The following is a 22,997-nucleotide window of genomic DNA, read 5'->3' on the forward strand; positions in this document are numbered from 1 at the left end:
ACACTACGGCACCGCCATCAACTGGAACGAGTTCCACACACCAGTCAGATACCCCAACACCACACTCTGACCAACACACAACCAAACCCACACACAGAACCTAAAACAACGCGTTTAGTTCCTATAGGCCCATTTTCGCCCATCGTGTCTAATCGTGTCTGAAAGGGAATGACCCGGATATTAAATAACCCTTGGAAGCTAATGTTTCCAAGGGTTTCTAGTGCGCCAGACAGGATTCGAACCTGCAACCTGCTGATCCGTAGTCAGCTGCTCTAATCCGTTGGGCTACTGGCGCATGTCATCTTGACGAGGAACTCGTTTTTGACAACTCATTTATATTACCGCAACTGTGGATTCTGTCCAGTCTGGTGTGTCGCGCGGAAAGCGGGGAACCGCAGGGCTTCAGACCGACTGTGGCCAAGACAGCCAAAGCAGATATTCCACGTTGCCATGAGCTCCGGTTATGGGCGATGGCATAGTGGCTCGTACAGCGAATCCATGCTCACGTGCACAGGCTAAGACGCGCTCCAGAGCCTCTTGCCTGCGGTCCTCGTCCGTCACAATGCCATGATGGCCCAGCAGGCTACGTCCGACCTCGAACTGAGGCTTGACCAGCAACAAGCAGTTAGCAGTAGGTGCCAGCAAGGCAGGGAGAACGGGAATGACATAGGTCAGCGAGATGAAGGACACATCAGAGACCACGTATTCCGGGCGATACGGCAGGTCGCCCGGCTGAACTTCGCGTATGTTGACACCGCTCATGTCAATCACCCTAGGATCAGCGGCAATCCGTTCCAGCAACTGTCCGTGGCCCACATCAAGGGCGATAACTCGCCTTGCACCATGTCTGAGCAGAACGTCAGTGAAACCACCCGTAGACGCCCCGATATCGAGGCAGAACCTGTCCTGCGGACCGGGCATTCCCTGCGCCGCAAAAGTCGTCAGGGCACCCTCCAGCTTCAGTGCTCCCCGGGAGGCATAGTCATCGCCCGGGTCCAGAAGAATCACATCGCCTGGCTGGACGCTCTGAGCAGGCCTTGAAGCCGGATGATCGTTGACCGCAACCCGGCCCTGTCGAATCAGTACCTGGGCTCTGGCCCGCGAATCCGTCAGCCCTTGCACAGACAGGATGCGGTCAAGCCGGTCGCGGGCAAGAGCCACGGTTCTTCTCCGACCAGCCCAAGCGCTGACGACCGTATCGTCATCGTTCACTTGCCCTCCCGATTCAGGTCCTGCTGAAGCCCGGCCAGCACCTCGCCGAGCAACTCAACCTGTTGGGCATCGTCCAGATCGTCCAATTTCGCCAAATCAGGGAAACGCTCCAAAAGGGGGGCCATGGCTTGCTTATCCATGGGCTCTTCAGGTGCAGACGCAGTTGTATTCTCGTCTTCTGTCCGTGAGGGCCCTGCAGAATCCTCAGACTCAACAGGCTGCCGGATCTGGCCGGACTGCTCAGACAGCCTGTAGTCAATGGAACCTTGCGAAGATCCACTCGCTCCAAGCTGTCCTGACTTGACCTCTTCCGACATGGGCGCTACGCCCCGACGACGAAGGCAGGCAGATCCAGCGAATCCATATCGCCACCACGATCCTGGTACTCCCAGAGCGCACAGGCGCATGCCCGCACAGCATCCAAGTCGTGCAGGGGGTCACCACCACCTTCAAGAGCACGGAGGGTGATATGCCCGTCATCATCCACCCTTGCGGTTTGGTCGCCGCAGTGCCAGATCTGGTCTGCCTCCTTGCTGGGCTGTGGTTGCGACTTGGCCAGGCCACGCAGGTCTTCAGCCAGATAGGTCGGCCGCCACTTGGCTGGCGCAGTCAGAATAGCGGGTGTTCGAGCCACACCCGTCAGGACGAGCATAGAGTCGTATCCGCCCCGGTTGGCTGCCTCGATGTCGGTGTCCAGACGATCCCCCACAGGCAGGCATCGGTCAATGTCCAGGATCTTCTTCTGGTCGCCGGCCAAGAGCTGCCGAGCCTCGTCGTACATGGCCGATTCCGGCTTGCCGGCTGAGTCTTCCGGTTGCTTGCCAGTAGCCAGAATCACCGGTTGGAGCATGGCTCCGTTGCCGGGTGCCATACCGCCCTCTCGGGGAAGGGTCTGATCCTTGTTGGTGGTGAAGTAACGTGCACCGTTTTCGATGGCAAATGCGGCCTGAGCCAGGTCCTGCCAGCTCAGTTCAGGATACCAAGCTTGGATGACGGCCTCTGGCTGATCTGCAGCCTTGTCCACGGGCACCATCCCGTTGATGCGGATCTGCTCGCGCAAATGGTCTGAACCGATGACCAGCACCCGGGCGCCCTCCTGCAGGTATCGGCGCAACATTCGTGCTGCAACGACGGCGGAAGTAATGACCTGTCCATCGTCTAGGGCCAACCCAAATCCGCGCAGCTGATCGGCCACCACATGGGGAAACCGGGATGCATTGTTGGTGGTATAGGCCATGCGCATGCCAAGCGTCTGGGCGCGGTCGATGCCCTCGGCCGCATGCTCGACAGGGTCAGCGCCCCGGTAGACGACCCCGTCCAGATCCAGCAGAGCCAGACGGTAGATCTTTGCCGGGGCGTCTTCAGTTCCTTTGAGGAAGACAGTCATGATTCGGCCTTGGCTTCATCAGACGTATCAGACCCCTTGACCTGCTCATCCTTGGACTCTTCATTTTCATGATCGGCAGTATCGGCTTCAGATTCTGCATCCTGGCCAGACAGATCACCACCGTCAGCAGCCGGTTCATCGGCAGCGGTCGTGTCGGTTTCGTCGCCAGCCTGGTCGCTTTGAGAGCCATCCGCCGAAGCTTCTGCATCAAAGCGAGAAGGCTCTCCCCCGGATTGCTCCAGAGCATCAGACGATTCCTGCATTCCGGATTCGGACATTAAGGATGAATCAGCTGGCTCAGTCGAATCAGCTGAATCAACTGTGTCAGTCGAGTCCGCTGAATCGTTCGAAGCTACTGATTCAGGAGATTCCTCAACCTTGCTGTCATCGACACCCTGTTCGGATGCGTCAGTGACATCAGACTCGGCATCTTCAGTCTCAGCCTCATCCGAGTCCTCCTCACCGCCATCCGGGTCGATGGAGAGATCCTCCATCATGGCCGGATCCAGGTGCTCCAGGTCGTAGTCGATCAGGATTTCCTCAGACTGTCCGTCCTTCTGGCCATCCTCGTCCTCATCCTCGTCGGCATACTCGGCTTCCAGCCGATCCAGCAGGGGTTCCAACTCCAGAGCCTCCTGGCTGCGACCAGCCTGTTCGAGGAAGTTCTGCTCGGCCTGCACGGCACGCATCCGGTAGTCACCGCTGAGCCCGCGGGCCTTGACCAGGGCCTGAACGGTCTCGATGGCCTTGTCCCACAAGCCCAGATCGCCCAGTGCTCCGGCATAAACCAGGAACATCTCCGCCTTGGACTCGCCTTGCAGCTGGCTGCCTTCCTCGGAGGTGGCCTCCTCAATGGCCTTGCGGGGATTGCCCAGACCACGCTCGCAGTCGGCGATGAAGGGCAGGTAATCGGAATAGCCGTTCATACGGTGTGCGGTGCGGAACTCCTTCAAGGCCAGCTTGTAGTCGCCCTGACGATAGGCCACCAGGGCCAGAGTCTCACGGGCAAGATCGATCCGCGAAGCCTGCCGTGCAGCCCACTTGGCATGAGCCAGGGCCCCCTGGGGATCGGTCTCCTCCAGCGCGTAGGCGGCCAGGATGTGCAGGCCGATGTTCTCCGCGTGTTCCTTGCTCAGTCCGCGCAGGCGCAGGCGATCATCCTTGGAGAGCATGGACCATTCCAGGCCCTTGGGCATCTTGGGCTCGCCAGGCCGACGATCCGTGTAGGGGTTCTGCGAGGGGTAGGAGATGGTTCCGTCAGAGTTACGACGACCGCGGTCATATCCATTCTGGCGGTCACGCTGATAAGTTCCGCGGCGGTCATCACGGCGATGGTCGTCACGGCGACGGTCATCGCGACCATGCTGGCCCTGGAATCTGTCGCCATGGGAACGGTCGCTCCGATAGCCGCCTTGACGATGGTCGTCACGGGAACGGTCACCATAGGAACGGTTGCCATAGTGACGATCTCCATGTGAACGCTCCTGGCGTGGACGGTCATCGCGGGAGCGGTTGTTCCATGGGCGATCCCCACCAGACCGCTCACCCTGCCTACGATCAAACCTCCGGTCGTCATCCCGACGACGGTTGCCACGGAAGCCCTGACCACGATCACGGTCACGGTCATGCCGCTGGTAACCATATCCCGACCGACCGCGGTCGTTGTCGTGGTCACGATGCCCGTATCCGCCATGACCGTTGGCATGGAAGTCGCGACGTGGACGGTCGCCATCCTGCCGACGGCCGTGGCGGTCGTCACGCCTGTCGAAATGGCGATCCCGGTCGGAATCCCTACGGAAGCCGCCGTGGCCATCCTGACGATCATGCCTGTATCCGCGATTGTCGCGGTCGAACCGCTCGTGCCCGCGTCCGCGGAAGGGCCGCTGTCCATTCCTGCCCTCGGAGCGACGCTCTTCGCCGCTCTCGCCGTCATGGTTGTGGAAGTTGCCGGAACGGTGACTTCCCGAACGATAGCCTCCGGAGCGGTATCCGCCCGAATGCGAACCGCCCTTGTGGAAGCCAGAAGAGCGACGGCCGCCCGACCGGAAGCCTCCTGGGCGCGAACCGCCCCGGCCCCGTCCGCGATCGCCCCGGGAATGATTGTGTTCTTCTGCCATCAGTGTCCTTAATTCCTACGTTCCTACTTGCTGGCCCGACGCTCAAGTGCGCCCAGGGCCTTCTTTCCTCTGCGAACCAGGGCGAAGCGCCCATGCAGAAAGTCCTTGTTCTCCAAAACCTGATCCGGATCCTCGACCCGCCGGTTATTCAGGTAGAAGCCGCCCGATGCCACAGTCTTGCGCGCCTCGGAGACCGAACGGAAGAGTCCGGCCGCAACCCCGGCTTCCACCAGACGCTGGCCCTCGCTGGCTGCGGGCAGAGCTCGCCCGCCTTGGCCATCATCGACCTTGAGCCCGTCCAGAGCAGAATCCAGCACATCCTCGTCCAGCTCCTCCAGGGTCTTGCCGCGACCGAAGAGGGCACCCGAGGCATCAATGGCCCCTTGGGCGGCATGCTCGCCGTGCACATATGAGGTCACCTGCCAGGCCAGAACCTTCTGGGCCTCGCGCGCACCCGGATCCTGGGCGGTCCTCTCCTCCAGACGCTCGATCTCGGCCTTGGGCAGGAAGGTGAAGGTCTTCAGCAGCTTGACCACCTGGTCATCAGGCTGGTTGAACCAGAACTGGTAGAAGCGATAGGGGCTGAACATGGTGGGATCCAGCCAGACCGCGTTGCCCTCGGACTTGCCGAACTTCTTGCCCTGGGAATCGGTGATCAATGGGCTGGTCATGACGTTGACGGAGGCATTGCGAACCTTGCGAATCAGGTCCAGGCCGCTGGTCAGGTTCCCCCACTGGTCGCTGCCGCCCAGCTGCAGGCTGCATCCGTAGCGGTCGAAGAGCTCCAGGAAGTCGTTGCCCTGAAGCACCTGGTAGCTGAACTCGGTAAAGGAGATGCCCTCGTCGGAGTCCAGACGGCGGGCAACCGTGTCCTTGGCCAGCATGGTGCCCATGCGGAAGTTCTTGCCCACATCGCGCAGGAAGTCGATGGTGCTCATGGACCCGGTCCACTCATAATTATTGACGAATCGGACGGGGTTGTCCCCTTTGGTGTCCAGGAAGCGCCCGATCTGTCCACGCAGGCGCTCGGTCCACTCGGCCACGGTCTGTTTGGGGTTCAGGGTGCGTTCCCCCGACTGCCGAGGGTCGCCAATTAGTCCGGTGGCTCCGCCCACAACGGCGATGGGATGCAGACCGGCCGCCTGCAGGTGGCGCATGTTGAGCAGCTGGACCAGATTGCCTACGTGCAGTGAGGGGGCTGTGGGGTCAAATCCGCAATAATAGGTCACCGAGGGGTCGGCCAGCACCTTCCTGAGCTCGGACTCGTCCGTGCACTGGGCAATGAGACCGCGCCACTTGAGTTCGTCGAAAAGCGAGTCGAAACCCGCCTGCCTGAAATCGGTGACCTGCGACATGAGAGGCTACTCCCTATCGAAAATTTGATGAATGTATGCTAAACTCTACTATTCTTGCAACAGATACCGACACGGCAGGGCCCTGAGCCGCTGCGGACAAGACCGCACCAAGCCGGAATTCCCGAGGAATGAAGCTGGGTTGATTATTCATTGCGGATCAGCCGCTGTCGATTGACTATTGATCGCTAACTGTCTCGCTAAGACAGAGCGACCAGAAGGAACCTTTCAGCGTAATCGCTGCATTCAAGTCAGGAATGCACAGACACAGACAACTGATCGATCAAGTCTTGGGGAATGTGGTCGACCACGCAGGCGGCCATGCGCCGATATCCTTCAACCCCCGGATGGAAGTGGTCAATGCCCCAGAAGTCGGGCCGGTCAGTGCCAACGTCGTCGCGGGTGGCATCCACGAAAGGCACCGAGGCCTCTTGGCAGACCTGACGGCTGGTCTGCGTCTGACGGGCTATCCGACGCTCCACCTCGGCCCTGAGCGCCCGACCCAGGGCAGGATCCCGATAGAGCTGCCCAGAGCTCAGGACCAGCACCTGGCGGCCCTTGTCTTTAGCCAGCTCGATGCTGGCTGCCAGGTCATCCCGCCACTGCTCATCGGTGCGATTGGCCATGATGTCGTTGGATCCTGCACACAGGACCAGCAGATCAGGATGGTCCTGCAAAGCGGGCAGAAATCGGTAGCGTACCCTGCGGATGGTGGCCCCCAGCCGACCCTGGGTCGACCAGGATACCGGACGCCCCAACCGGGTGGCCAGGCAGGCGGCTATGTCAGGGACAAAGCCCTGGCTCTGGTCCTTCACCCCGCAGCCGACCGCCATGGAGTCGCCCACCACCAGCATGGTCAGCGGCTCCAGGTCGTGGCCTCGGTCCGGAGGCGAGCACAACCCCTGACGTGAGCCGGGCGGCTCCTTGGCCAGAGTGATGTGCTGTTTGGCCCACCAGGCCTGGACCAGTGCCACCGGATTCATGTTCGCCGCCGCCTTTCGCTCTTTACCCTCCCTCTTGGGGAATTGCCGTTGGGCATTCTAACGCGGCCACCGGTCTGGCGGAAACCAGAAAGCTCACTTGGGCGGACGGTAGGCGGGCCCATCAGACTGCGAGTCGGCGAAAGTCTTCAGCTCCTCCAGCACATGTGCAGCCTGGTCCATCTGCTCCTTGACCCTCTCCGGTGCGGTGCCCCCCTGGCCGCGGCGAGCGCGTACTGCTCCTCCGGCGGTCAGCACAGAGCGGACCTCAGGAGCCCGATCGGCGGGCACCCAGTCAGCGAAGACCCTGACGAAATCATCATCGTCCAGGTCGGCCAGCTCGCATCCACGCCCCTCGGCCAGCTTGACGCAGGCCCCGGAAAGCTCGTGGGCATGCCGGAAGGGCACTCCTTGCCTGACCAGCCATTCGGCCAGGTCAGTGGCCAGAGCGAAGCCTGTGGGAGCCTGCTCCTCCAGCCGATCCTTGTTGAAGGTCAAAGTAGCGACCATGCCGGCAAAGGCGGGCAGCAGAACCTCAAGGGTGTCCACCTGGTCGAAGACCGCCTCCTTGTCCTCCTGCAGGTCGCGCGCATAGGCTGTCGGCAGCCCCTTGAGAGTGGTCAGCAGGCCAGCGAGATCCCCGACCAGTCGACCGGCCTTGCCGCGAGCCAGCTCGGCCACGTCCGGATTCTTCTTCTGAGGCATGATGGAGGACCCGGTCGAATAACCGTCGTCCAGTCGAACGAAGGCGAACTCCTGGGTGTTCCAGATGATGATCTCCTCGGCCAGCCTGGATAGATCCACGCCGATCATAGCGGCGACAAAGGCGAATTCGGCCACCACATCCCTGGCGGCTGTCCCGTCGATGGAGTTGGCGCAGACCCGACTAAAGCCCAGATCCCGGGCCACTGGCAGGGGGTCCAGTCCCAGGGTGGTGCCAGCGAGCGCGCCCGACCCGTATGGACTGGCATCGGCACGTTGGTCCCAGTCCCTCAGGCGTTCCAGGTCACGGATCAGGGGCCAGACATGGGCCATGAGCTGGTGGGCCAGGAGGACAGGCTGGGCATGCTGCATGTGGGTACGACCAGGCATGACCGTGGTCCCCGCCGCACGGGCCTGATCCATCAGAGCCTGGGCCGTGCTTAGCAGGTCCTTGGCCAGCACCCGGGCGTGACGACGCAGCCAAATCCGAATCAAGGTGGCGATCTGATCGTTACGCGAGCGCCCGGCCCGCAGTTTGCCACCCAGCTGGTCCCCCGCAATGTCGATCAGGCCGCGCTCCAGGGCCGTGGCCTCATCCTCATCGCCGGGTTCAGGGGCGAAGGCGCCGGAGTCCACCTGATCCTGAAGCTCATCCAGGGCCTGCTCCATACGCGCCAGTTCGTCATCATCCAGCAACCCAGCACGGTTGAGGGCCCGAGCGTGTGCCCGGGAACCGGCCAGATCGTCATCGGCCAGTCGCCAGTCGAACTGGGTGGACCGGCTGAGCTCAACCAGCGCCGGCGAGGGACCACCGCTGAAGCGCCCACCCCAGAGGGCCATAGGCTTGTCTCCGGTGCTCACTGCTCTTGTCCGTCCTGTGCGATGCCGTTGCCGAAGCGCATGTCGCGTGCAGCGGCCACCTTGTCGGCCAGGCCGTAGATGGCGATGAACCCGTTGGAGGCGTTCTGGTCGAAGCTGTCGCCGGACTCGTAGGTGGCCAGGCTGTAGTCGTAGAGGGAGCTGTCGGAGTGCCGACCGGTGACCACGGCCCGTCCCCCATGCATGACCATGCGGATGCGGCCGGAGACATAGCGCTGGGTCTCCTCGATGAAGGCGTTCAGGGAGCGGACGGCCGGCGAGTACCACTGGGCGTCGTAGACCAGCTCGCCCCAGCGCTTGTCGATGTCGCGCTTGATCCGGTGCTGTTCGCGCTCCAGGCAGCAGTTCTCCAGCTCCTGGTGGGCGGTGATCAGGGCAATAGCCCCGGGTGCCTCGTAGAGCTCGCGGGACTTGATACCCACCAGCCTGTCCTCGATCAGATCCACGCGTCCGATGCCCTGGGCTCCGGCCCTGCGGTTCATCTCTTCGATGGCTTCCAGAGGTGTGACGGCCCTACCGTCGATGCGCACGGGGATGCCCTGCTCGAAGTCGATGGTCACCTCGTCCTCAACAGGTGGGAAGGCCGGGTCGTCGGTGTAGGAGTAGACATCCTTGGTGGGCCCGTTCCAGGGATCCTCCAGGTAGCCGGTCTCGATGGCCCGTCCCCAGACATTCTGGTCGATGGAGTAGGGGCTCTCCTCGGTCTGCTCGATGGGCAGGTGGTGCTCCTTGGCGTAGGCGATCTCCACATCCCGCATCAGTCCCAGGTCACGGATGGGGCTGATGGCCTTCAGCGAGGGGTCGATGGACATGATGGAGACCTCGAAACGGACCTGGTCGTTGCCCTTGCCGGTGCAGCCGTGGGCTATTGTGTCGGCGCCGTACTGGTGGGCCGCCTGGACCAGATGCTTGGTGATCAGCGGCCTCGAGATGGCCGATACCAGCGGATAGACCCCCTCGTACATGGCATTGGCCTTGAGCGCCAGCATGCAATAATCCCTGGCAAACTCGTCCCGGGCATCCACCACGACGGACTCGACGGCTCCGCAGTCCAGGGCCCGCTGGCGGATGGTCTGCAGGCGCTCGCCGCCCTGGCCCACATCCAGGGAGACGGCCACCACATCCTTGCCGGTGCGCTCCTTGAGGTAGGGAATGGACACCGAGGTGTCCAGGCCGCCCGAGTAGGCCAGCACGATGCGATTGTTTTCGGTCATGGCGATCCTCTTTCCTTGTAATTTGACACTTGCAAATATTCAGTTCGTGCTTTCAACGATCATCGTGTCCTGGCATCCTCCTGGCCGGAGACGATGGTCAGAAGCCAGTCAGCCCGGGATGAAGCCGCTTCATCGTCTGCAGCGATGATCAGAATCGTGTCGTCCCCGGCTATTGTGCCCAGAATCCCCTTGATGGGCTGGCGGTCCAGGGCGGAAGCCGCATACTGGGCGGCGCCGGCCGGGGTTCTGACCACTAGCAGGTTGCGGGCCCGTGCCACCGAAGTGATCAGTCCGGTCAGAATCTTGGCCAGGTAGGCATCGGTCTTGTTCTCCCCCTCGACCTCAGGCCCTTCGGCGGCAGCCGCCTCCATGGCCTGCTGGTCGGTGGTGGCGGGAATCCAGTAGGCCATGCTGCCGTCTGCATACCGCAGCTTGGTGGCATGCAGGTCGTCCAGGTCCCGGCTCAGGGTCGCCTGGGTCACCTCGATGCCTTGTTCAGCCAGCAGGGCCGACAGCTGCTGCTGGGAGTTGACCCGATGTCGGTTCAGGGCCTGGCGGATGGCATCCAGCCGGGCCACCTTGGTCGTCGGACGCATCAGCACACCCCCTGCAGGAGGGATTCGTCACCCCGGGAGCGGGCCACCAGCCAGGTCATCAGAGCCTTCTGGGCGTGCAGCCGGTTTTCCGCCTCGTCCCAGACCACGGACTGTGGGCCGTCGATGACCTCGGCCGTCACCTCACGGCCCCTGTATGCGGGCAGGCAGTGCTGGAAGAGGGCATCCGGGCGGGCATGGGCCATAAGTTGAGTGTTGACCTGATAGGGCAGGAAGGGATGGGAGCGGATTTCGTACTGATCCTCCTCGCCCATGGAGACCCAGGTGTCAGTGAAGACGCAGTCAGCGTCCTCCACGGCCTGGACCGGATCCGTGGTGACCAGAATGGATCCGCCGTTTTCAGCGGCCAGGGTCCGTGCCTGTTCCACCAGGTTTGGATCGGGCAGGAAGCCGTTGGGTCCTGCAATACGCACATTCATGCCGGCTACTGCCCCGCCCAGCAGATAGGAGTTGGCCATGTTATTGGCTGCGTCGCCCAGATAGGCGATGGTCATGCCGGCCAAGGCATCGACCCCGCCCCGGTGCTGGGCCAGGGTCAGGAAGTCGGCCAGAACCTGGCAGGGATGGAAGGAATCGGTCAGCGCGTTGATGACGGGCACAGTGGAATGGGCAGCCATGGTCTCCACCCGATCCTGGCCAAAGGTGCGCCAGACTATGGTGGACGTCATCCGTGTCAGCACGTTGGAGGTGTCCGCCACGGGCTCGCCACGGCCCAGCTGCGAGCCAGAGCTATCGATGACCATGGGATAGCCGCCCAGCTGGGCCACACCCACGCAGAAGCTGGTTCTGGTGCGCGTGCTGGGCTTGTCGAAGATGATGGCCACGGCCTGAGGCCCCTGATAGGGCTGAGATAAATAGGGATTTGCCCTAAAAGCCATGCCCAGTCGGAGAACCTCCAACTGCTCCTCGTGGTTGAGGTCGTCGTCACGCAGCATGTGCCACAAACCGTTGTTCATCTCTGCCTCCCTATCGCTATGATTATGCACGTCATTGATGGCTGATCTCACTGATCATCCTGCCGCAAGCCCTTGTCCGCGAGACTGGCCGGCGCCTTGGAAAGGATATCCACGGCCAGGTCGATCTGATCGGCCTGGATGATCAGGGGCGGGGCCAGACGCAGGGCATCAGGGGCCACCGCGTTGACAATCAGCCCATGATCCAGGGCCCAGGAGGCCAGATCTCCGGCACAGGGAGCGTTCAGCTGGACCGCATCCAGCAGACCCCTGCCTCTGACCTGGGTATAGAGGGGATTGCCGCAATCGGTAAGGCCGGCACGCAACCTCTCTCCCATCTCCCGCGCCCGTTCCAGCAGACCCTCCCGCTGGATGGTCTCCAGGGTGGTCAGCGCCAGGGCCGATCCCAGGGGATTGCCGCCGAAGGTGGACCCGTGCATGCCAGGGGTCAGCAGACCTGATGGCCCAGAGCCGAAAGTGATCATCCCGCCCATGGGAAAGCCGCCTGCCACCCCTTTGGCGAAGGTGAGCACGTCCGGGCAGGCTCCTCCGGACAGGCTCTGGTCTTGGAAGGCGAACCAGTGGCCGGTCCTGCCCATGCCGGTTTGCACCTCGTCCAGAATCATCAGGGCTCCATGCTGGCTACAGAGCTCACGCACCTGCCGAACGTAGTCAGGATTCAGCGGCAGCACCCCGGCCTCTCCCTGGATGAGCTCCAGAATGACGGCAGCCACCGGCTCTCCTGAGGTCTCCCCCTGTGCGAAGGCCTCCTCCATAGCTTCGCCGTCTTCTGCGGGTAGAAAACCCATACCTGGGACCAAGGGCTGGAAGGGCTCACGGATGGCCGGCTTCCATGTCAGGCTCAAGGAGCCCATGCTACGGCCGTGGAAACTATGGGTAAGAGCCAGGATCCGGCCTGGATGCCCGCCCATGCGAGCGCCATGCAGCCGGGCAAGCTTGATGGCCGCCTCATTGGCCTCGGTTCCCGAGTTGGCGAAGAAGACGCGGGATCCCTCCGGAGCCTGAGCCAAGTCCAGCAGTCGTTCGGCCAGCTCGATCTGCGGCTGTGAAGCGAAGAAGTTGCTGATGTGGGCCATCTTTCCGGCCTGCTCACCCAGCGCCTTGTTCCAGGCAGGATGGGCGTAACCGAGGGCATTGACCGCGATTCCGGCCATCATGTCCAGATAGCGGTTGCCGTCCAGGTCCCAAATCCAGGCACCTCGGCCATGGTCCATGACCCTGCCCGGCCGACCGAAGACCTGCATGTGGACGCGGTCATAGCGGTCTGCCCATTGACTGCTCTGCGGCCCCTCGGGAGTCCTCAAAGGCTCAGAAGTTTCGGCAGCCGGCACATCAGTCTTCGTCATGGCTCCTCCTCATGATCATGTCCTGGCCCGGCACGACCACCGTGCCGATGCCGTTGCGGGTGAATATCTCGTTGAGCATGGAATGCGGTCGCCGTCCGTCAATGACGTGGGCCTCGCCCACCCCGGAGCGCACGGCCTGCAGGCAGGCCTCCATCTTGGGACGCATCCCCTCATGCATGTCCTCCAACATATCCTCCAGCCGGTCCACACCGATGCTGGAGACCAGGGAGTCGACTTGAGGCCAGTTGGCGTACAGTCCCTCCACATCGGTAAGAATGACCAGTTTCCGTGCCCCCAGAGCTACTGCCAGAGCCGAAGCGGCCGCATCGGCATTCACGTTGAGCACCTGGGTGGGATCCTGCTCGTCAGGAGCCACAGAGGAGACTACGGGAATTCGCCCGGCATCGATCAGGTCCTCGACGGCCGAGGCATCCACGCCTACGACTTCGCCTACCAGGCCCAGATCAACCGGCTTGCCATCCGCCATGCCAGTACGGCGGGCTGCACTGAACAGGCCAGCATCCTCCCCTGACAGGCCGACAGCCATGGGACCGTGTGCATTGATGGCACCGACCAGATCCCTGCCTACCTGTCCGGTCAGCACCATCCGAACCACCTTCATGGTTTCGGGGGTGGTCACCCGTAGGCCGCCGCGGAAAACCGAGGGAATGCCCAGGGCCTGAAGCATACGGGATATCTGCGGACCGCCCCCGTGCACCACCACCGGATGCATGCCCACCTGCCTCAGGAAGACCATGTCCTGAGCGAAGCACTGCCGTAGATGGTCGTCCACCATGGCATGGCCGCCGTATTTGACTACGATTCGCTGGCCGGCGAACTCCTCCAGCCAGGGCAGGGCCTCGATAAGCACCTGGGCCTTGCGGGCATCGTCCAAGGCCTTTTCATCTTCGGCATCCTGCTCGTCTTCCGCCATCCTCTTCCCCTTCCTTGTAACCATCTTCCGATTACTGCGGCTCGTGGCGCTGTGTACGATCCGGCTTCCTGTCAGGTGTGGTAGTCGGCATTGATGGTCACGTACTCGTGGGTCAGATCATCGGTCCATACCGTGGCCTGGCTATCGCCCTGGCCAAGGTCAATGTCGATATGGACCTCGGGCGCATGCAGGTCAACCAGCTCCGGGTCCTGACCGGGACGACCTCCCTGGCAGACCTTGATGCCGTTGAAACTGACATCCACATGGGCCGGGTCATAGGCCGCCGTCGAAATCGGTACAGTGCCTAGGGAGGACACCACTCGGCCCCAGTTAGGATCCTCACCGGCCACCGCGCACTTGAGCAGCGTGGAGCCGGAGACCGCCCGGGCGCAGGCAAGGGCTGCATCCTCGTTCTCGGCACCATCCACACGGATGCGGATCCGATGCCTGCTGCCCTCGCCGTCGGCCACAATCCGATGGGCCAGATCCGCGCAGGCCTGACCGAGCTTCTCCTGGAACTGATCGGGGTCAGGCCTTACTCCTGAGGCTCCGGAGGCCATCAGCAGGACTGTGTCATTGGTGGACATGCACCCGTCCACGTCGATCCGGTTGAAGCTGAGCTGGCAAGCCTTTAACAGGGCTTGACGTGCCTCTTCCGGCTCCAGAATGGCGTCAGTAGTGATTACGCAGATCATGGTGGCCAACTGCGGGGCGATCATCCCGGAACCCTTGACCATGCCGCCCAGCCGCCAGCCGGATCCGTCTACAGCCACGGTCTTGGTACAGGTGTCGGTGGTCAATATGGCCTTTGCGGCCTCTTCACCAGCCTCCTGACTGGCCGACATCTCCTGGGCAGCCTGGTCGATGCCGGTCAATATGGAGTCCAGATGCAGCAGATGACCGATGATCCCGGTGGAGCAGACAGCAACCCGCTTGGTCGGCAGGCCCAGTTGCTCTCCTGTCCGTTCGGCCATGGCCCTGGCCTGGTCCAGGCCCTCGGGACCAGTGCAGGCGTTGGCATTGCCGGAGTTGATGACCACGGCTCCAGCATGGCCTTCTTCAAGGATTCGGCTGGTCCAGATGACCGGAGCGGCCCGGAAACGATTGGGCGTAAATACCCCAACAGCTGTGTCCATGGATCCGCTGTTGACGACCAAAGCCAGGTTTCGGCGCTGTGAACCTCCCGGTCGATGGGCAATGGCGGTGCCGGTCCGGAAGCCTGCAGGATAGGTGATGCTCATGGTGCCACTCCTATGGTTGTCAGTCCGGTCTCCTCGGGCAGACCCAGGGCCAGATTCACGGCCTGAAGGGCCTGGCCTGCGGTGCCCCGGGTCAGGTTGTCGATGGCGGCAAAAGCATAGAGGCGGTCAGCGCGCTGGTCTACAGCGACCTGGACCTGGGCCCGGTTGGAACCGTACACATCGGCCGTGGAAGGAAGCCTGCCCTCGGGGAGCAGATCGACAAACTGCTCCTCGGCATAGATCTCTTCCCAGACGGCACGAATATCAGCCATCCCCATGCTCCGTCCACGCGCGCTCAGCTTGGCTGAGACCACAGCCAGAATCCCCCTTGACATGGGGACGAGTATGGGCGTCAGCCCCAGGCGGATGGGTTGTTTCCCAAGACCCCCGTGGTTCTGATCCGCAACTGCGGCCTTACGCAGGTTCTGCAGAATCTCGGGGATATGCCGGTGAGTGCCGCCGACCGAATAGGGATGGGCTGAATTGATGGCTTGTGCTGCCAGCAGATCCATTCTGCCGCTTGAGCGTCCGGCGCCCGAGTAACCGACAGCAAGGTCGGCCACCAGATCAGCAGTCTGCACCAGTCCGGCGGCCAGAGCAGGCTGGAAGGCCAGAGTAACTGCCGTGACATTGCAGCCGGGACCAGCGATCCGCCGAGTCTGTCCAAGCAACTGACGCTGACGGCCGCCACCCGGGTTGAGCAATTCAGGCATCCCGTAGGTCCACGGACTTGAAAAAGGCCCGCCGTAGTAGTCCTGCCAGTCGCCCGGATCCTCCAGCCGGTGATCAGCCCCCAGGTCGACCATCAGCGATTGCGGATCCAGCTGCTCGGCCAGGGGGCCCGAAGCCCCGTGAGGCAGGGCCAGAACAACTAGATCATGACCAGCCAAGATCTCTGGATCGGTATCCTGAATCTGCAACGAGGCCAGCGACTCCGGAAGGTTGGGTGAGAACTCCCCCAGCAACTGACCAGCCGAGCCATGACCGGTGACCGTACATACCTGAAAGGCTGGATGTGCCGCCAATAGACGGATCATCTCTGAGCCGGCATACCCCGAAGCTCCTGCTACAGCCACCGTGTATTGCCGCATGAGTGCTCCCTTCATCGGGCACCATCATACATACTCATGCAGTAAAACGCATATTTATACAATTCGGCGTGTCGCTATGTATATTCTCGAGCTGCGCATCACTTTCATCTACGCGAAGGGGTCATAACCGGAATCTCGGTTGCGGATGTATTCCAACTGCGTACTGGCCTTGTCCGCAGCCTCGGGCCCGCATATGTCTTCCACAAAGGCCAGGGCCATATCGATGCCGGCCGAGATACCCGAAGAGGTGCGAAACTTTCCATCGACCACCCAGCGGGCATCCTTGGTCCAGTCCACTCGCTCTCCTGTGCTGACGACCCAGTCAAAGGCCAAGTCATTGGAGGTCGCACGCCGACCATCGAGCACACCGGCGGCAGCCAAGAGAGCCGAGCCTGTGCAGACAGTCATCACCTGCGACGACCTGGCTGCCAGATCTGCCAGCTGCCCTATCCATTGGTCATTTCCAACCAGAGTTCGCGTGCCGGAACCGCCGGGTATCAGCAAAACTCCCTTGGGATCAATCGCTTCGGGTCCTACAGCTTCGACCCTGACGCCGCCTTCCCCGACTTTCACTCCAGGGCCGTCCAAGGAGAAAAGCCGCACCCGGGCGCCATCAGTATTGATGAAAACCTCAAAAGGGCCAAAGACATCCAAGGGTTCAAACCCGTCGAATACGGCAATATTGATATCCATGCCCATATGAGTATCCTTCATGGATCTCAGGCGCTGACTCCATCTGAGCCGGAGCCGCCGCCACCCGTCGAGGGCGACGGGATCATCTGCTGGTAAAAGTCGTTCAGTGAGATGCCGTTGATCAGCAGCCATATCCAAGCCAGCGTGAAGAGCAGGTTGATGATCAGGGCAGCCATGGCCAACCCATAACCCTTCATATGCAGTCGGCGGGTCCGATACATGGAAACGCCACCCAGCAAAGCGGGAATCACAGGCATGGGCAAGAAGAGGGCCATGAGGAAGGCAATGATAGCGCAGGGATCCCAGTGGCCGTAGGCCGGATTTTGGGAGGGGTCGTTCAAATCGGGCATGCCCTGGGGAGGCCACCCGGGCACACCGGGACGGGCCTGAGGATTGCCAGGATTTCCGCTGCGACCGGGACCCGGCTGACCCGCCATAGGCATGGGCCAGTTGGCGCGGTTGTCTTGATGCGAATCGGATTCCTTGGCCTTGGGTTCGGGGTCTGGGCGACCGTAGATATAGGGATTCCATCCTGGATAACGATCAGCGCGGGCGCCGTACAGAGGCTGATCGCTGCCATCGTGATCCTGTCGGTCGGGTCCCCCGGCTGTGCCCTGTTCTTGAGAATCCGTCATATTCCTCGGTCCTTTTGATGACCGGTCAAGCGCGCAGTACGGCGCCCAGACCCGCAGTCTTGTCAACGATGGCTTTGCGCAGGGACTCACTGTCCTCGGACGTTAAGGTACGGTCCGGGGCGCGGAAGGTGACTGCGAAGGCCAGCGATTTTGCATGCTCACCGATCTGATCGCCAGTGAAGACGTCGAACAGCTCGATGCATTCCAGACTAGACCCTGCCGCTTCTCTGATGGCGGAAGTCAGGTCGGCGGCAGAAACCGTGTCAGGCACAGTAAAGGCCAGATCCTGATGAACCGGCGGGAAGGTCGATACCGGTTTGGCCTGCAGGGGGCTATAGTCCAGATGGTCAAGCACCGAATCCAGACTCAGCTCGAAGGCGGCTGAGTGGGCAGGGAAGCCCAGAGCCTGATCAACACGGGGATGCAGCTCGCCCACCATACCGATAAGCGTGCCGTCATTGAGAACCAGCCTAGCGGTACGGCCCGGATGCCACTGGTCGGGCACCTGCTCGGCCGACGGCTGCTCCAGCCGATAGGCAGATCCGAGCCTGTTCAAGACCCGACGAGCTGATTCGACCGCATCAGTCCAGTCCACATCCCTGCTGTCCTTGAGCCAGCCATCCTCCTGAGCGTGGCCGGTCAACAGGGCCGCCACATGCAGCCGCTGCCCTGGCAGTCCCTGGTCGAGACGAGCCAGATCCTCGTCGCTGGGCCGCACGCCGCCCGGAAGGGTGGGCACGGCAGGAGCCTTGGGGTCGCGACGGAAGACATAGCCGATCTCAAAAAGACGCACATCCGTGTTGCCACGTCTCAGGTTGCGCTCCACGGTGTTGGCCAGCGGCAGCAACAGGCTCTGCCGCAGATAGGGCCTGTCTGCGGCCATGGGGTTGGCCAGCTCCACGCTGTTGACATGAACCTCATCAGCGTCCATGCTGAAGGCCTTAAAATCATTGTCGCCGACGAATGGATAATCCAGGACCTCGGTCAGCCCGTACTCGGCCAGAGTGTCGGCCACCCAGCGACGGCGCTGCTGACGATCAGTCAGGCCAACCGCACCTGACACCTTGGGCGATGGCACCGTGACGGGAATGCGGTCATAGCCCACCAGGCGGGCCACCTCCTCGACCAGGTCGCAGCCCTCGCCCAGGTCGGGCCTCCAGGTTGGCGGGGTCACCGAAAGCCGATCGGCTGGATCACCTTGGACTGTACAGCCGATATCACGCAAAATGGCCACAATGCGCTGGGGTTCCACGTCCAGTCCAGTTAGCCTGGCCACCTCGCTGACGGCAAAGTCGATAACTGGCATGGGCTTGGTCTGATCCATATCCAGCGGAGCATCCAGATCCTGACCACCGGCAAGGCGATGCAGCAGGTCAGCGGCCATAGCTGCGGCGGCCGGCTGCATCTGCGGGTCGACCCCACGCTCAAAGCGCTTGGAGGCTTCCGAGGGCAGCTTGTGACGACGGGCGGTCCGGGCGATGGTCACCTGGTCGAAGTGAGCGGACTCAATCAGAATGTTCTGCGTCTGATCGGTCACCTCTCCGTACAGACCGCCCATGACTCCGGCCAGCCCCAGAATGCGGGAACCCTCTTGGCCCTCGGGCGAGTCAGTGATGAGCAGATCCTCGGTGCTGAGTTCGCGATCCTTGCCGTCCAGTGTGGTCAGGCGCTCGCCCTGCCTGGCCCTGCGGACCACGATGGGCCCGCTGAGCTTGTCCAGATCGTAGGCGTGCAGGGGCTGGCCCAGATCCAGCATGACGTAGTTGGTGATGTCCACCGGCAGGCTGATGGAGCGCATGCCGGCCCGCACCAGCCGTCGACGCATCCAGCTGGGAGTGGCAGTCTTAGGATCGCACCCGGTCAGAGCACGCAGATAGTAGCGGTCGCAACCGGGCTGACCATGAATAGGGTTATCGTCCTCAACATGCACGGCCAGCGGAGCTTGATCCTCTTGAGCTGCAGAGGCAGGCACCGTCTTGTTCAGCTCAATCACCGGATCCGTGTACTTAGCGCCTGTGGAGTGGTGGTATTCACGAGCAACCCCCCGGTAGGAGAAGGCGTAGCCACGGTCAGGGGTGATGTTGATCTCAAGGACAGGCTTGTTCATATGCAGCAGGGCCATGGCATCGTCCCCTGGTTTGAGCTGCTCATACTGCTCGGGGGTGAACCCGTAATTGCGCAGCAGGATGATGCCCCGATGATCTGAGCCCAGCCCCAGCTCACGCTCGGAGGCGCACATGCCGTCCGAAATATGACCGTAGGTCTTGCGGGGTTCGATGCGGAAGTCCCCAGGCAGGACGGCCCCCGGCAGGGTCACCACCACCTTTTCGCCAGGAGCCATGTTGGGAGCCCCGCAGACGATGCCCCGAGGCACCTTTCGGCCCTGGTCGTCCACGGCGTTGTACTGCTCGCCCACATCCACATGGCACCAGTTGATGGTCTTGCCGTTCTTCTGAGGTTCAGGCTTGGCATCCACCACATAGCCGACCACGATGGGGCCGGTCACCGTGGACTGATGAATGTCCTCTTCCTCCAGACCAACCCGGACCAGATCCTTGGCCAGTTGTTCATAGGTCAGATCCTCAGGGACCTGCACATGCTCCTTGAGCCAGTCGATATCTACCATTGGCATCTGACGGTCACTCCCCCATCTCGAACTGCTGGCTGAACCGCACGTCGCCTTCGACCAGGTCGTGCATATCGTTGATGTCGTGGCGCAGAAGCAGGGTGCGCTCCATGCCCACGCCGAAGGCGAAGCCCGAGTAGCGCTGCGGGTCCACGCCGGCCGACCTCAGAACGTTGGGGTTGACCATGCCGCAGCCTCCCCATTCGATCCATCCGGGCCCACCCTTCTTGTCGGGGAACCAGAGATCCATCTCGGCGCTGGGTTCGGTGAACGGGAAGTATGAGGGACGCAGTCTGGTCCGGGCCTCGGGACCGAACATGGCTACGGCGAGCTTATCCAAGGTGCCCTTGAGATCGGCCATGGTCAGGTGTTCATCGACGGCGATGGCCTCGCACTGGTGGAAGACCGGGGTATGGGTGGCATCCAGTTCGTCAGTGCGGAAGACCCTGCCCGTGCAGGCCACGTAGAGCGGCACGCCGCGGGTTATCAGGGAACGGGCCTGGTCGGGCGAGGTATGGGTGCGCATGACCATGTTGGATCCGACGAAACCGGCGGCATCCCTGGCCTGGCTGCCCTTGACGTAGAAGGTGTCCTGCATTTGGCGGGCAGGGTGATCAGGGCCGAAGTTGAGGGCATCGAAGTTGTACCACTCGGCCTCAAGCTCGGGGCCCTGGGCGATGCTCCAACCCATGGAGACGAAGAAGTCCTCCACGTCCTCCATGAGCTTGGACAGAGGGTGACGGGCTCCCTGGGGACGGCGGTTGACCGGCAGGGTCATATCCACCTGCTCGGCAGCCAGGCGACGGGACTCCTCCTCCTGGCGCAACTGCCGCTCCTTGAGCCCATAGGCACGGCCGAAATCAGCCTTGAGCTTGCCTGCCAGACGCCCGGCGGTCTTCTTCTGATCCGCTGGAAGCGTTCCAATGATCCGGCCGGATCCGGCCAGGGCTGAACCTGTTCCCGCATATCTGGCTTTGACTGCTTTCAGCTCCTCCAGATCGGAGGCCTCGAGAATCCTTTCGATGCCCTCGTGGACCTCGTCGGTCATCGCCGCGGGGTCGAATTCTACCTGTGCCACCATGGACCTTTCCACTGTTGCCATTGCCGTGTCCGGGCCGCAAATCAGCGGAAATCCCGGTCGTTGACGCCTTCACATTCTTTCAATACGACTCGACATGGCCATGGCGTAGAGCAGCACTGCCGCCGAGGTAGCCAGGTTGAGGGATTCAGCCCGCCCATAAATAGGGATGCGGACAATCTGATCCATGGATTGCAGCAGCTCATTGGGCAGTCCGCGTGCCTCATTGCCGAAGAGCAAGACCGTGGGCTGACGTGTCGAGTCTGGCTTGGCTAGGGTATCGCTCGCCATCAAATCAGTTAGGGAGCTGACGGGTTTGTCCGGCGTGCCATAGACATCGGCCGCCACCATGGTCCGGCCCTGCCGTCTGCACAGGGTCAGGAAGTCCTCTGTGCCCATGGTCATCAGAGGTATGTGAAAGGCCGAACCTGCTGTGGAGCGAATGACCTTGGGATTGGCGGGTTCCACGCACTGGTCCACCAGAATGACCGCCCGGCAGCCGGCAGCATCAGCGGCGCGAATGACAGTTCCCGCATTGCCTGGATCACGGATCTGCCAGAAGGCCGCCACCAGGTCGAAGCTCTCCCCTGTCAGACGCCGGGAATCATCAAGGTCCTTCGGCTGAGCCAGAAATCCGTCAGTACGCGCCTGGGCCAGGATTCCCTGGGCGTTGCCACTGACGGCATGCATGACTCGGGAGGAGACGAAGTGCCCATAGCAGTCAGGCAGATCCCGGGCCTGTTGCATGATGGCACCCACGGTCTCGTTGAGTGGACGAGGATGACCGCTCTGGGATGCAGAAGAGGATTCATCCGCTTGAACATAAAGGTCAGTCAGTAGATCAGGACGCCAGCGGACCGCCTCGCGCACGCTCTGCGGTCCCTCTATCAGGAAGCGGCCATGACGCTGCCGGGCCCGCCGATCCTGTAGTTCAGCCAAACGACGAATTCGTTGGGCACGGGGATTGTCAAGAAGGGAATCATCAAAGGGCATGGGCATAACTCTAGCCCCGGCAGCCGAGAGCCCTGCGATCGGACCTCAATGAGCCAGCATCTGTGGGAAAGTTCACTGAAAGGAAGGTCTGCACCCCTTGTGCTCACCGGACAAAAGGCTAGGGTTAAAGGACTGGTCGGGTCGACCACATCCGTCGCTGGTATGGCGCAGACCGACCATCGCACATCTGGATTGTCCAGAATCATTGTGAGGAGACGATATGCCCGTATACACACTTCCCGATCTGCCCTACGACTACTCGGCACTGGAGCCGTACGTGTCCGGCAAGATCATGGAGCTGCATCATGACAAGCACCATCAGGCTTATGTAAACGGGGCCAACAAAGCCCTTGAACAGATCCACGACGCGGCCGAGTCCGGCAACGTGGCTCAGTCCAACCTGCTGGAGAAGAACCTGGCATTCAACCTGGCCGGGCACAAGAACCACTCCATCTTCTGGAAGAACATGGCCCCGGCCGATGGCCAGGAGCCCACTGGCGAGCTCAAGGCCGCCATCGAGGACCAGTTCGGGTCCTTCCAGGGCTTCCAGACCTACTTCGAGTCCATGTGCGCCGGCATCCAGGGCTCCGGCTGGGCCGTCCTGGCCTGGGATACCCTGGGCGAGCGCCTGGTCACCCTGCAGATGTACGACCACCAGGGCAACCTGCCCGTCACCATCTTCCCACTGGTTCTGCTGGACCTCTGGGAGCATGCCTACTACCTGGAGTACCAGAACGACCGGGCCAGCTACGTCAAGGCCTGGTGGCACATCGTCAACTGGGAGGATGCCTCCAAGCGCTTCGACGAGGTGCGCAACATCAACACCACTCTGGCTAGGTAAAAGACCAGCGCTTCCAACCACTGGCAGACCCCGGCCTTCCCCACCTCTGCGGGAGAGGAAAGACCGGGGTCTGTCCATGTCTGGAGTC

The 22,997-nt window shown here is 61.9% G+C and carries 20 protein-coding genes and 1 tRNA gene; 1 reads left to right on the plus strand and 20 read right to left on the minus strand.

Annotation, left to right across the window (positions count from 1 at the left end; all coding sequences use genetic code 11):
• Positions 1 to 221 precede the first annotated feature (221 nt).
• The 20 genes from DKK75_RS04745 to DKK75_RS04840 all read right to left on the minus strand — a co-directional run bounded on the left by DKK75_RS04745 (position 222) and on the right by DKK75_RS04840 (position 22,068).
• A tRNA-Arg gene (locus tag DKK75_RS04745) sits at positions 222 to 295 on the minus strand.
• A gap of 107 nt (positions 296 to 402) precedes the next feature.
• Positions 403 to 1,161: a TlyA family RNA methyltransferase gene (locus DKK75_RS04750; RefSeq protein WP_181414486.1), complete on the minus strand. Its 759-nt coding sequence runs from the start codon at positions 1,159 to 1,161 to the stop codon at positions 403 to 405.
• A 47-nt stretch (positions 1,162 to 1,208) separates the two neighbouring features.
• Positions 1,209 to 1,529, minus strand: coding sequence for a hypothetical protein (locus DKK75_RS04755; RefSeq protein WP_110452327.1), 321 nt, complete (start codon positions 1,527 to 1,529; stop codon positions 1,209 to 1,211).
• 5 nt (positions 1,530 to 1,534) lie between these two features.
• Positions 1,535 to 2,599 carry an HAD-IIA family hydrolase gene (locus DKK75_RS04760; protein ID WP_110452328.1) on the minus strand — a complete coding sequence of 355 codons (1,065 nt, stop codon included), beginning with the start codon at positions 2,597 to 2,599 and terminating at the stop codon, positions 1,535 to 1,537.
• Complete coding sequence (locus DKK75_RS04765) at positions 2,596 to 4,716, minus strand: helicase (RefSeq protein WP_110452329.1); 2,121 nt, start codon at positions 4,714 to 4,716, stop codon at positions 2,596 to 2,598. Before DKK75_RS04765 ends, DKK75_RS04760 begins: the two co-directional genes overlap by 4 nt.
• 23 nt (positions 4,717 to 4,739) lie before the next feature.
• Entirely contained in the window at positions 4,740 to 6,071 is a 1,332-nt protein-coding gene (gene tyrS, locus DKK75_RS04770; RefSeq protein WP_110452330.1) for a tyrosine--tRNA ligase, read from the minus strand.
• Positions 6,072 to 6,319: 248 nt separating this feature from the next.
• Positions 6,320 to 7,051 carry an SGNH/GDSL hydrolase family protein gene (locus DKK75_RS04775; protein ID WP_110452331.1) on the minus strand — a complete coding sequence of 244 codons (732 nt, stop codon included), beginning with the start codon at positions 7,049 to 7,051 and terminating at the stop codon, positions 6,320 to 6,322.
• 93 nt (positions 7,052 to 7,144) lie between these two features.
• Positions 7,145 to 8,590 carry an argininosuccinate lyase gene (gene argH, locus DKK75_RS04780; RefSeq protein WP_110452541.1) on the minus strand — a complete coding sequence of 482 codons (1,446 nt, stop codon included), beginning with the start codon at positions 8,588 to 8,590 and terminating at the stop codon, positions 7,145 to 7,147.
• Between the two features lie 17 nt (positions 8,591 to 8,607).
• The gene (locus DKK75_RS04785; protein WP_024626517.1) at positions 8,608 to 9,843 is read right to left on the minus strand and encodes an argininosuccinate synthase; all 1,236 of its coding nucleotides are present in this window, start codon (positions 9,841 to 9,843) and stop codon (positions 8,608 to 8,610) included.
• 59 nt (positions 9,844 to 9,902) lie between these two features.
• Positions 9,903 to 10,439 carry an arginine repressor gene (locus DKK75_RS04790; RefSeq protein ID WP_110452332.1) on the minus strand — a complete coding sequence of 179 codons (537 nt, stop codon included), beginning with the start codon at positions 10,437 to 10,439 and terminating at the stop codon, positions 9,903 to 9,905.
• Positions 10,439 to 11,413 (minus strand): ornithine carbamoyltransferase, encoded by a 975-nt coding sequence (gene argF / locus DKK75_RS04795; RefSeq protein WP_110452542.1) that lies wholly within the window; start codon positions 11,411 to 11,413, stop codon positions 10,439 to 10,441. The genes DKK75_RS04790 and argF overlap by 1 nt, the downstream gene beginning before the upstream one ends.
• 47 nt (positions 11,414 to 11,460) lie before the next feature.
• A complete protein-coding gene (locus DKK75_RS04800) occupies positions 11,461 to 12,777 on the minus strand; it encodes an acetylornithine transaminase (RefSeq protein WP_110452333.1) in 1,317 nt (438 codons plus the stop codon).
• Positions 12,764 to 13,711 (minus strand): acetylglutamate kinase, encoded by a 948-nt coding sequence (argB, locus tag DKK75_RS04805; protein WP_110452334.1) that lies wholly within the window; start codon positions 13,709 to 13,711, stop codon positions 12,764 to 12,766. Before argB ends, DKK75_RS04800 begins: the two co-directional genes overlap by 14 nt.
• 71 nt (positions 13,712 to 13,782) lie before the next feature.
• Positions 13,783 to 14,952, minus strand: coding sequence for a bifunctional glutamate N-acetyltransferase/amino-acid acetyltransferase ArgJ (gene argJ / locus DKK75_RS04810; RefSeq protein WP_110452335.1), 1,170 nt, complete (start codon positions 14,950 to 14,952; stop codon positions 13,783 to 13,785).
• Positions 14,949 to 16,043, minus strand: coding sequence for an N-acetyl-gamma-glutamyl-phosphate reductase (argC, locus tag DKK75_RS04815; protein ID WP_110452336.1), 1,095 nt, complete (start codon positions 16,041 to 16,043; stop codon positions 14,949 to 14,951). Before argC ends, argJ begins: the two co-directional genes overlap by 4 nt.
• Positions 16,044 to 16,151: 108 nt before the next feature.
• A complete protein-coding gene (locus DKK75_RS04820; RefSeq protein WP_110452543.1) occupies positions 16,152 to 16,736 on the minus strand; it encodes a DJ-1/PfpI family protein in 585 nt (194 codons plus the stop codon).
• Between the two features lie 26 nt (positions 16,737 to 16,762).
• A complete protein-coding gene (locus tag DKK75_RS04825; protein ID WP_258333162.1) occupies positions 16,763 to 17,371 on the minus strand; it encodes a DUF4190 domain-containing protein in 609 nt (202 codons plus the stop codon).
• 25 nt (positions 17,372 to 17,396) lie between these two features.
• Positions 17,397 to 20,003 (minus strand): phenylalanine--tRNA ligase subunit beta, encoded by a 2,607-nt coding sequence (pheT, locus tag DKK75_RS04830; RefSeq protein ID WP_110452337.1) that lies wholly within the window; start codon positions 20,001 to 20,003, stop codon positions 17,397 to 17,399.
• Positions 20,004 to 20,010: 7 nt separating this feature from the next.
• On the minus strand, positions 20,011 to 21,078 hold the full coding sequence (pheS, locus tag DKK75_RS04835) for a phenylalanine--tRNA ligase subunit alpha (RefSeq protein ID WP_110452338.1): 1,068 nt from the start codon (positions 21,076 to 21,078) through the stop codon (positions 20,011 to 20,013).
• Positions 21,079 to 21,147: 69 nt separating this feature from the next.
• Positions 21,148 to 22,068: a TrmH family RNA methyltransferase gene (locus DKK75_RS04840; protein ID WP_181414470.1), complete on the minus strand. Its 921-nt coding sequence runs from the start codon at positions 22,066 to 22,068 to the stop codon at positions 21,148 to 21,150.
• 220 nt (positions 22,069 to 22,288) lie between these two features.
• Between DKK75_RS04840 and DKK75_RS04845 the strand changes: the two genes are divergently transcribed.
• Positions 22,289 to 22,909, plus strand: coding sequence for a superoxide dismutase (locus tag DKK75_RS04845; protein WP_110452340.1), 621 nt, complete (start codon positions 22,289 to 22,291; stop codon positions 22,907 to 22,909).
• The last annotated feature ends 88 nt before the right edge of the window (positions 22,910 to 22,997 follow it).

It is taken from the genome of Bifidobacterium asteroides (genome assembly GCF_003202695.1).
Lineage (GTDB): Bacteria > Actinomycetota > Actinomycetes > Actinomycetales > Bifidobacteriaceae > Bombiscardovia > Bombiscardovia asteroides_G.

What these genes read in the sequence shown, in the direction of transcription:
- DKK75_RS04755 (WP_110452327.1), bottom strand. Translation starts at nt 1,529, where the DNA reads ATGTCGGAAGAGGTCAAGTCAGGACAGCTTGGAGCGAGTGGATCTTCG.
- DKK75_RS04760 (WP_110452328.1), bottom strand. Translation starts at nt 2,599, where the DNA reads ATGACTGTCTTCCTCAAAGGAACTGAAGACGCCCCGGCAAAGATCTAC.
- DKK75_RS04765 (WP_110452329.1), bottom strand. Translation starts at nt 4,716, where the DNA reads ATGGCAGAAGAACACAATCATTCCCGGGGCGATCGCGGACGGGGCCGG.
- tyrS (WP_110452330.1), bottom strand. Translation starts at nt 6,071, where the DNA reads ATGTCGCAGGTCACCGATTTCAGGCAGGCGGGTTTCGACTCGCTTTTC.
- DKK75_RS04775 (WP_110452331.1), bottom strand. Translation starts at nt 7,051, where the DNA reads ATGAATCCGGTGGCACTGGTCCAGGCCTGGTGGGCCAAACAGCACATC.
- argH (WP_110452541.1), bottom strand. Translation starts at nt 8,590, where the DNA reads ATGGCCCTCTGGGGTGGGCGCTTCAGCGGTGGTCCCTCGCCGGCGCTG.
- DKK75_RS04785 (WP_024626517.1), bottom strand. Translation starts at nt 9,843, where the DNA reads ATGACCGAAAACAATCGCATCGTGCTGGCCTACTCGGGCGGCCTGGAC.
- DKK75_RS04790 (WP_110452332.1), bottom strand. Translation starts at nt 10,439, where the DNA reads ATGCGTCCGACGACCAAGGTGGCCCGGCTGGATGCCATCCGCCAGGCC.
- argF (WP_110452542.1), bottom strand. Translation starts at nt 11,413, where the DNA reads ATGAACAACGGTTTGTGGCACATGCTGCGTGACGACGACCTCAACCAC.
- DKK75_RS04800 (WP_110452333.1), bottom strand. Translation starts at nt 12,777, where the DNA reads ATGACGAAGACTGATGTGCCGGCTGCCGAAACTTCTGAGCCTTTGAGG.
- argB (WP_110452334.1), bottom strand. Translation starts at nt 13,711, where the DNA reads ATGGCGGAAGACGAGCAGGATGCCGAAGATGAAAAGGCCTTGGACGAT.
- argJ (WP_110452335.1), bottom strand. Translation starts at nt 14,952, where the DNA reads ATGAGCATCACCTATCCTGCAGGCTTCCGGACCGGCACCGCCATTGCC.
- argC (WP_110452336.1), bottom strand. Translation starts at nt 16,043, where the DNA reads ATGCGGCAATACACGGTGGCTGTAGCAGGAGCTTCGGGGTATGCCGGC.
- DKK75_RS04820 (WP_110452543.1), bottom strand. Translation starts at nt 16,736, where the DNA reads ATGGATATCAATATTGCCGTATTCGACGGGTTTGAACCCTTGGATGTC.
- DKK75_RS04825 (WP_258333162.1), bottom strand. Translation starts at nt 17,371, where the DNA reads ATGACGGATTCTCAAGAACAGGGCACAGCCGGGGGACCCGACCGACAG.
- pheT (WP_110452337.1), bottom strand. Translation starts at nt 20,003, where the DNA reads ATGCCAATGGTAGATATCGACTGGCTCAAGGAGCATGTGCAGGTCCCT.
- pheS (WP_110452338.1), bottom strand. Translation starts at nt 21,078, where the DNA reads ATGGTGGCACAGGTAGAATTCGACCCCGCGGCGATGACCGACGAGGTC.
- DKK75_RS04840 (WP_181414470.1), bottom strand. Translation starts at nt 22,068, where the DNA reads ATGCCCTTTGATGATTCCCTTCTTGACAATCCCCGTGCCCAACGAATT.
- DKK75_RS04845 (WP_110452340.1), top strand. Translation starts at nt 22,289, where the DNA reads ATGCCCGTATACACACTTCCCGATCTGCCCTACGACTACTCGGCACTG.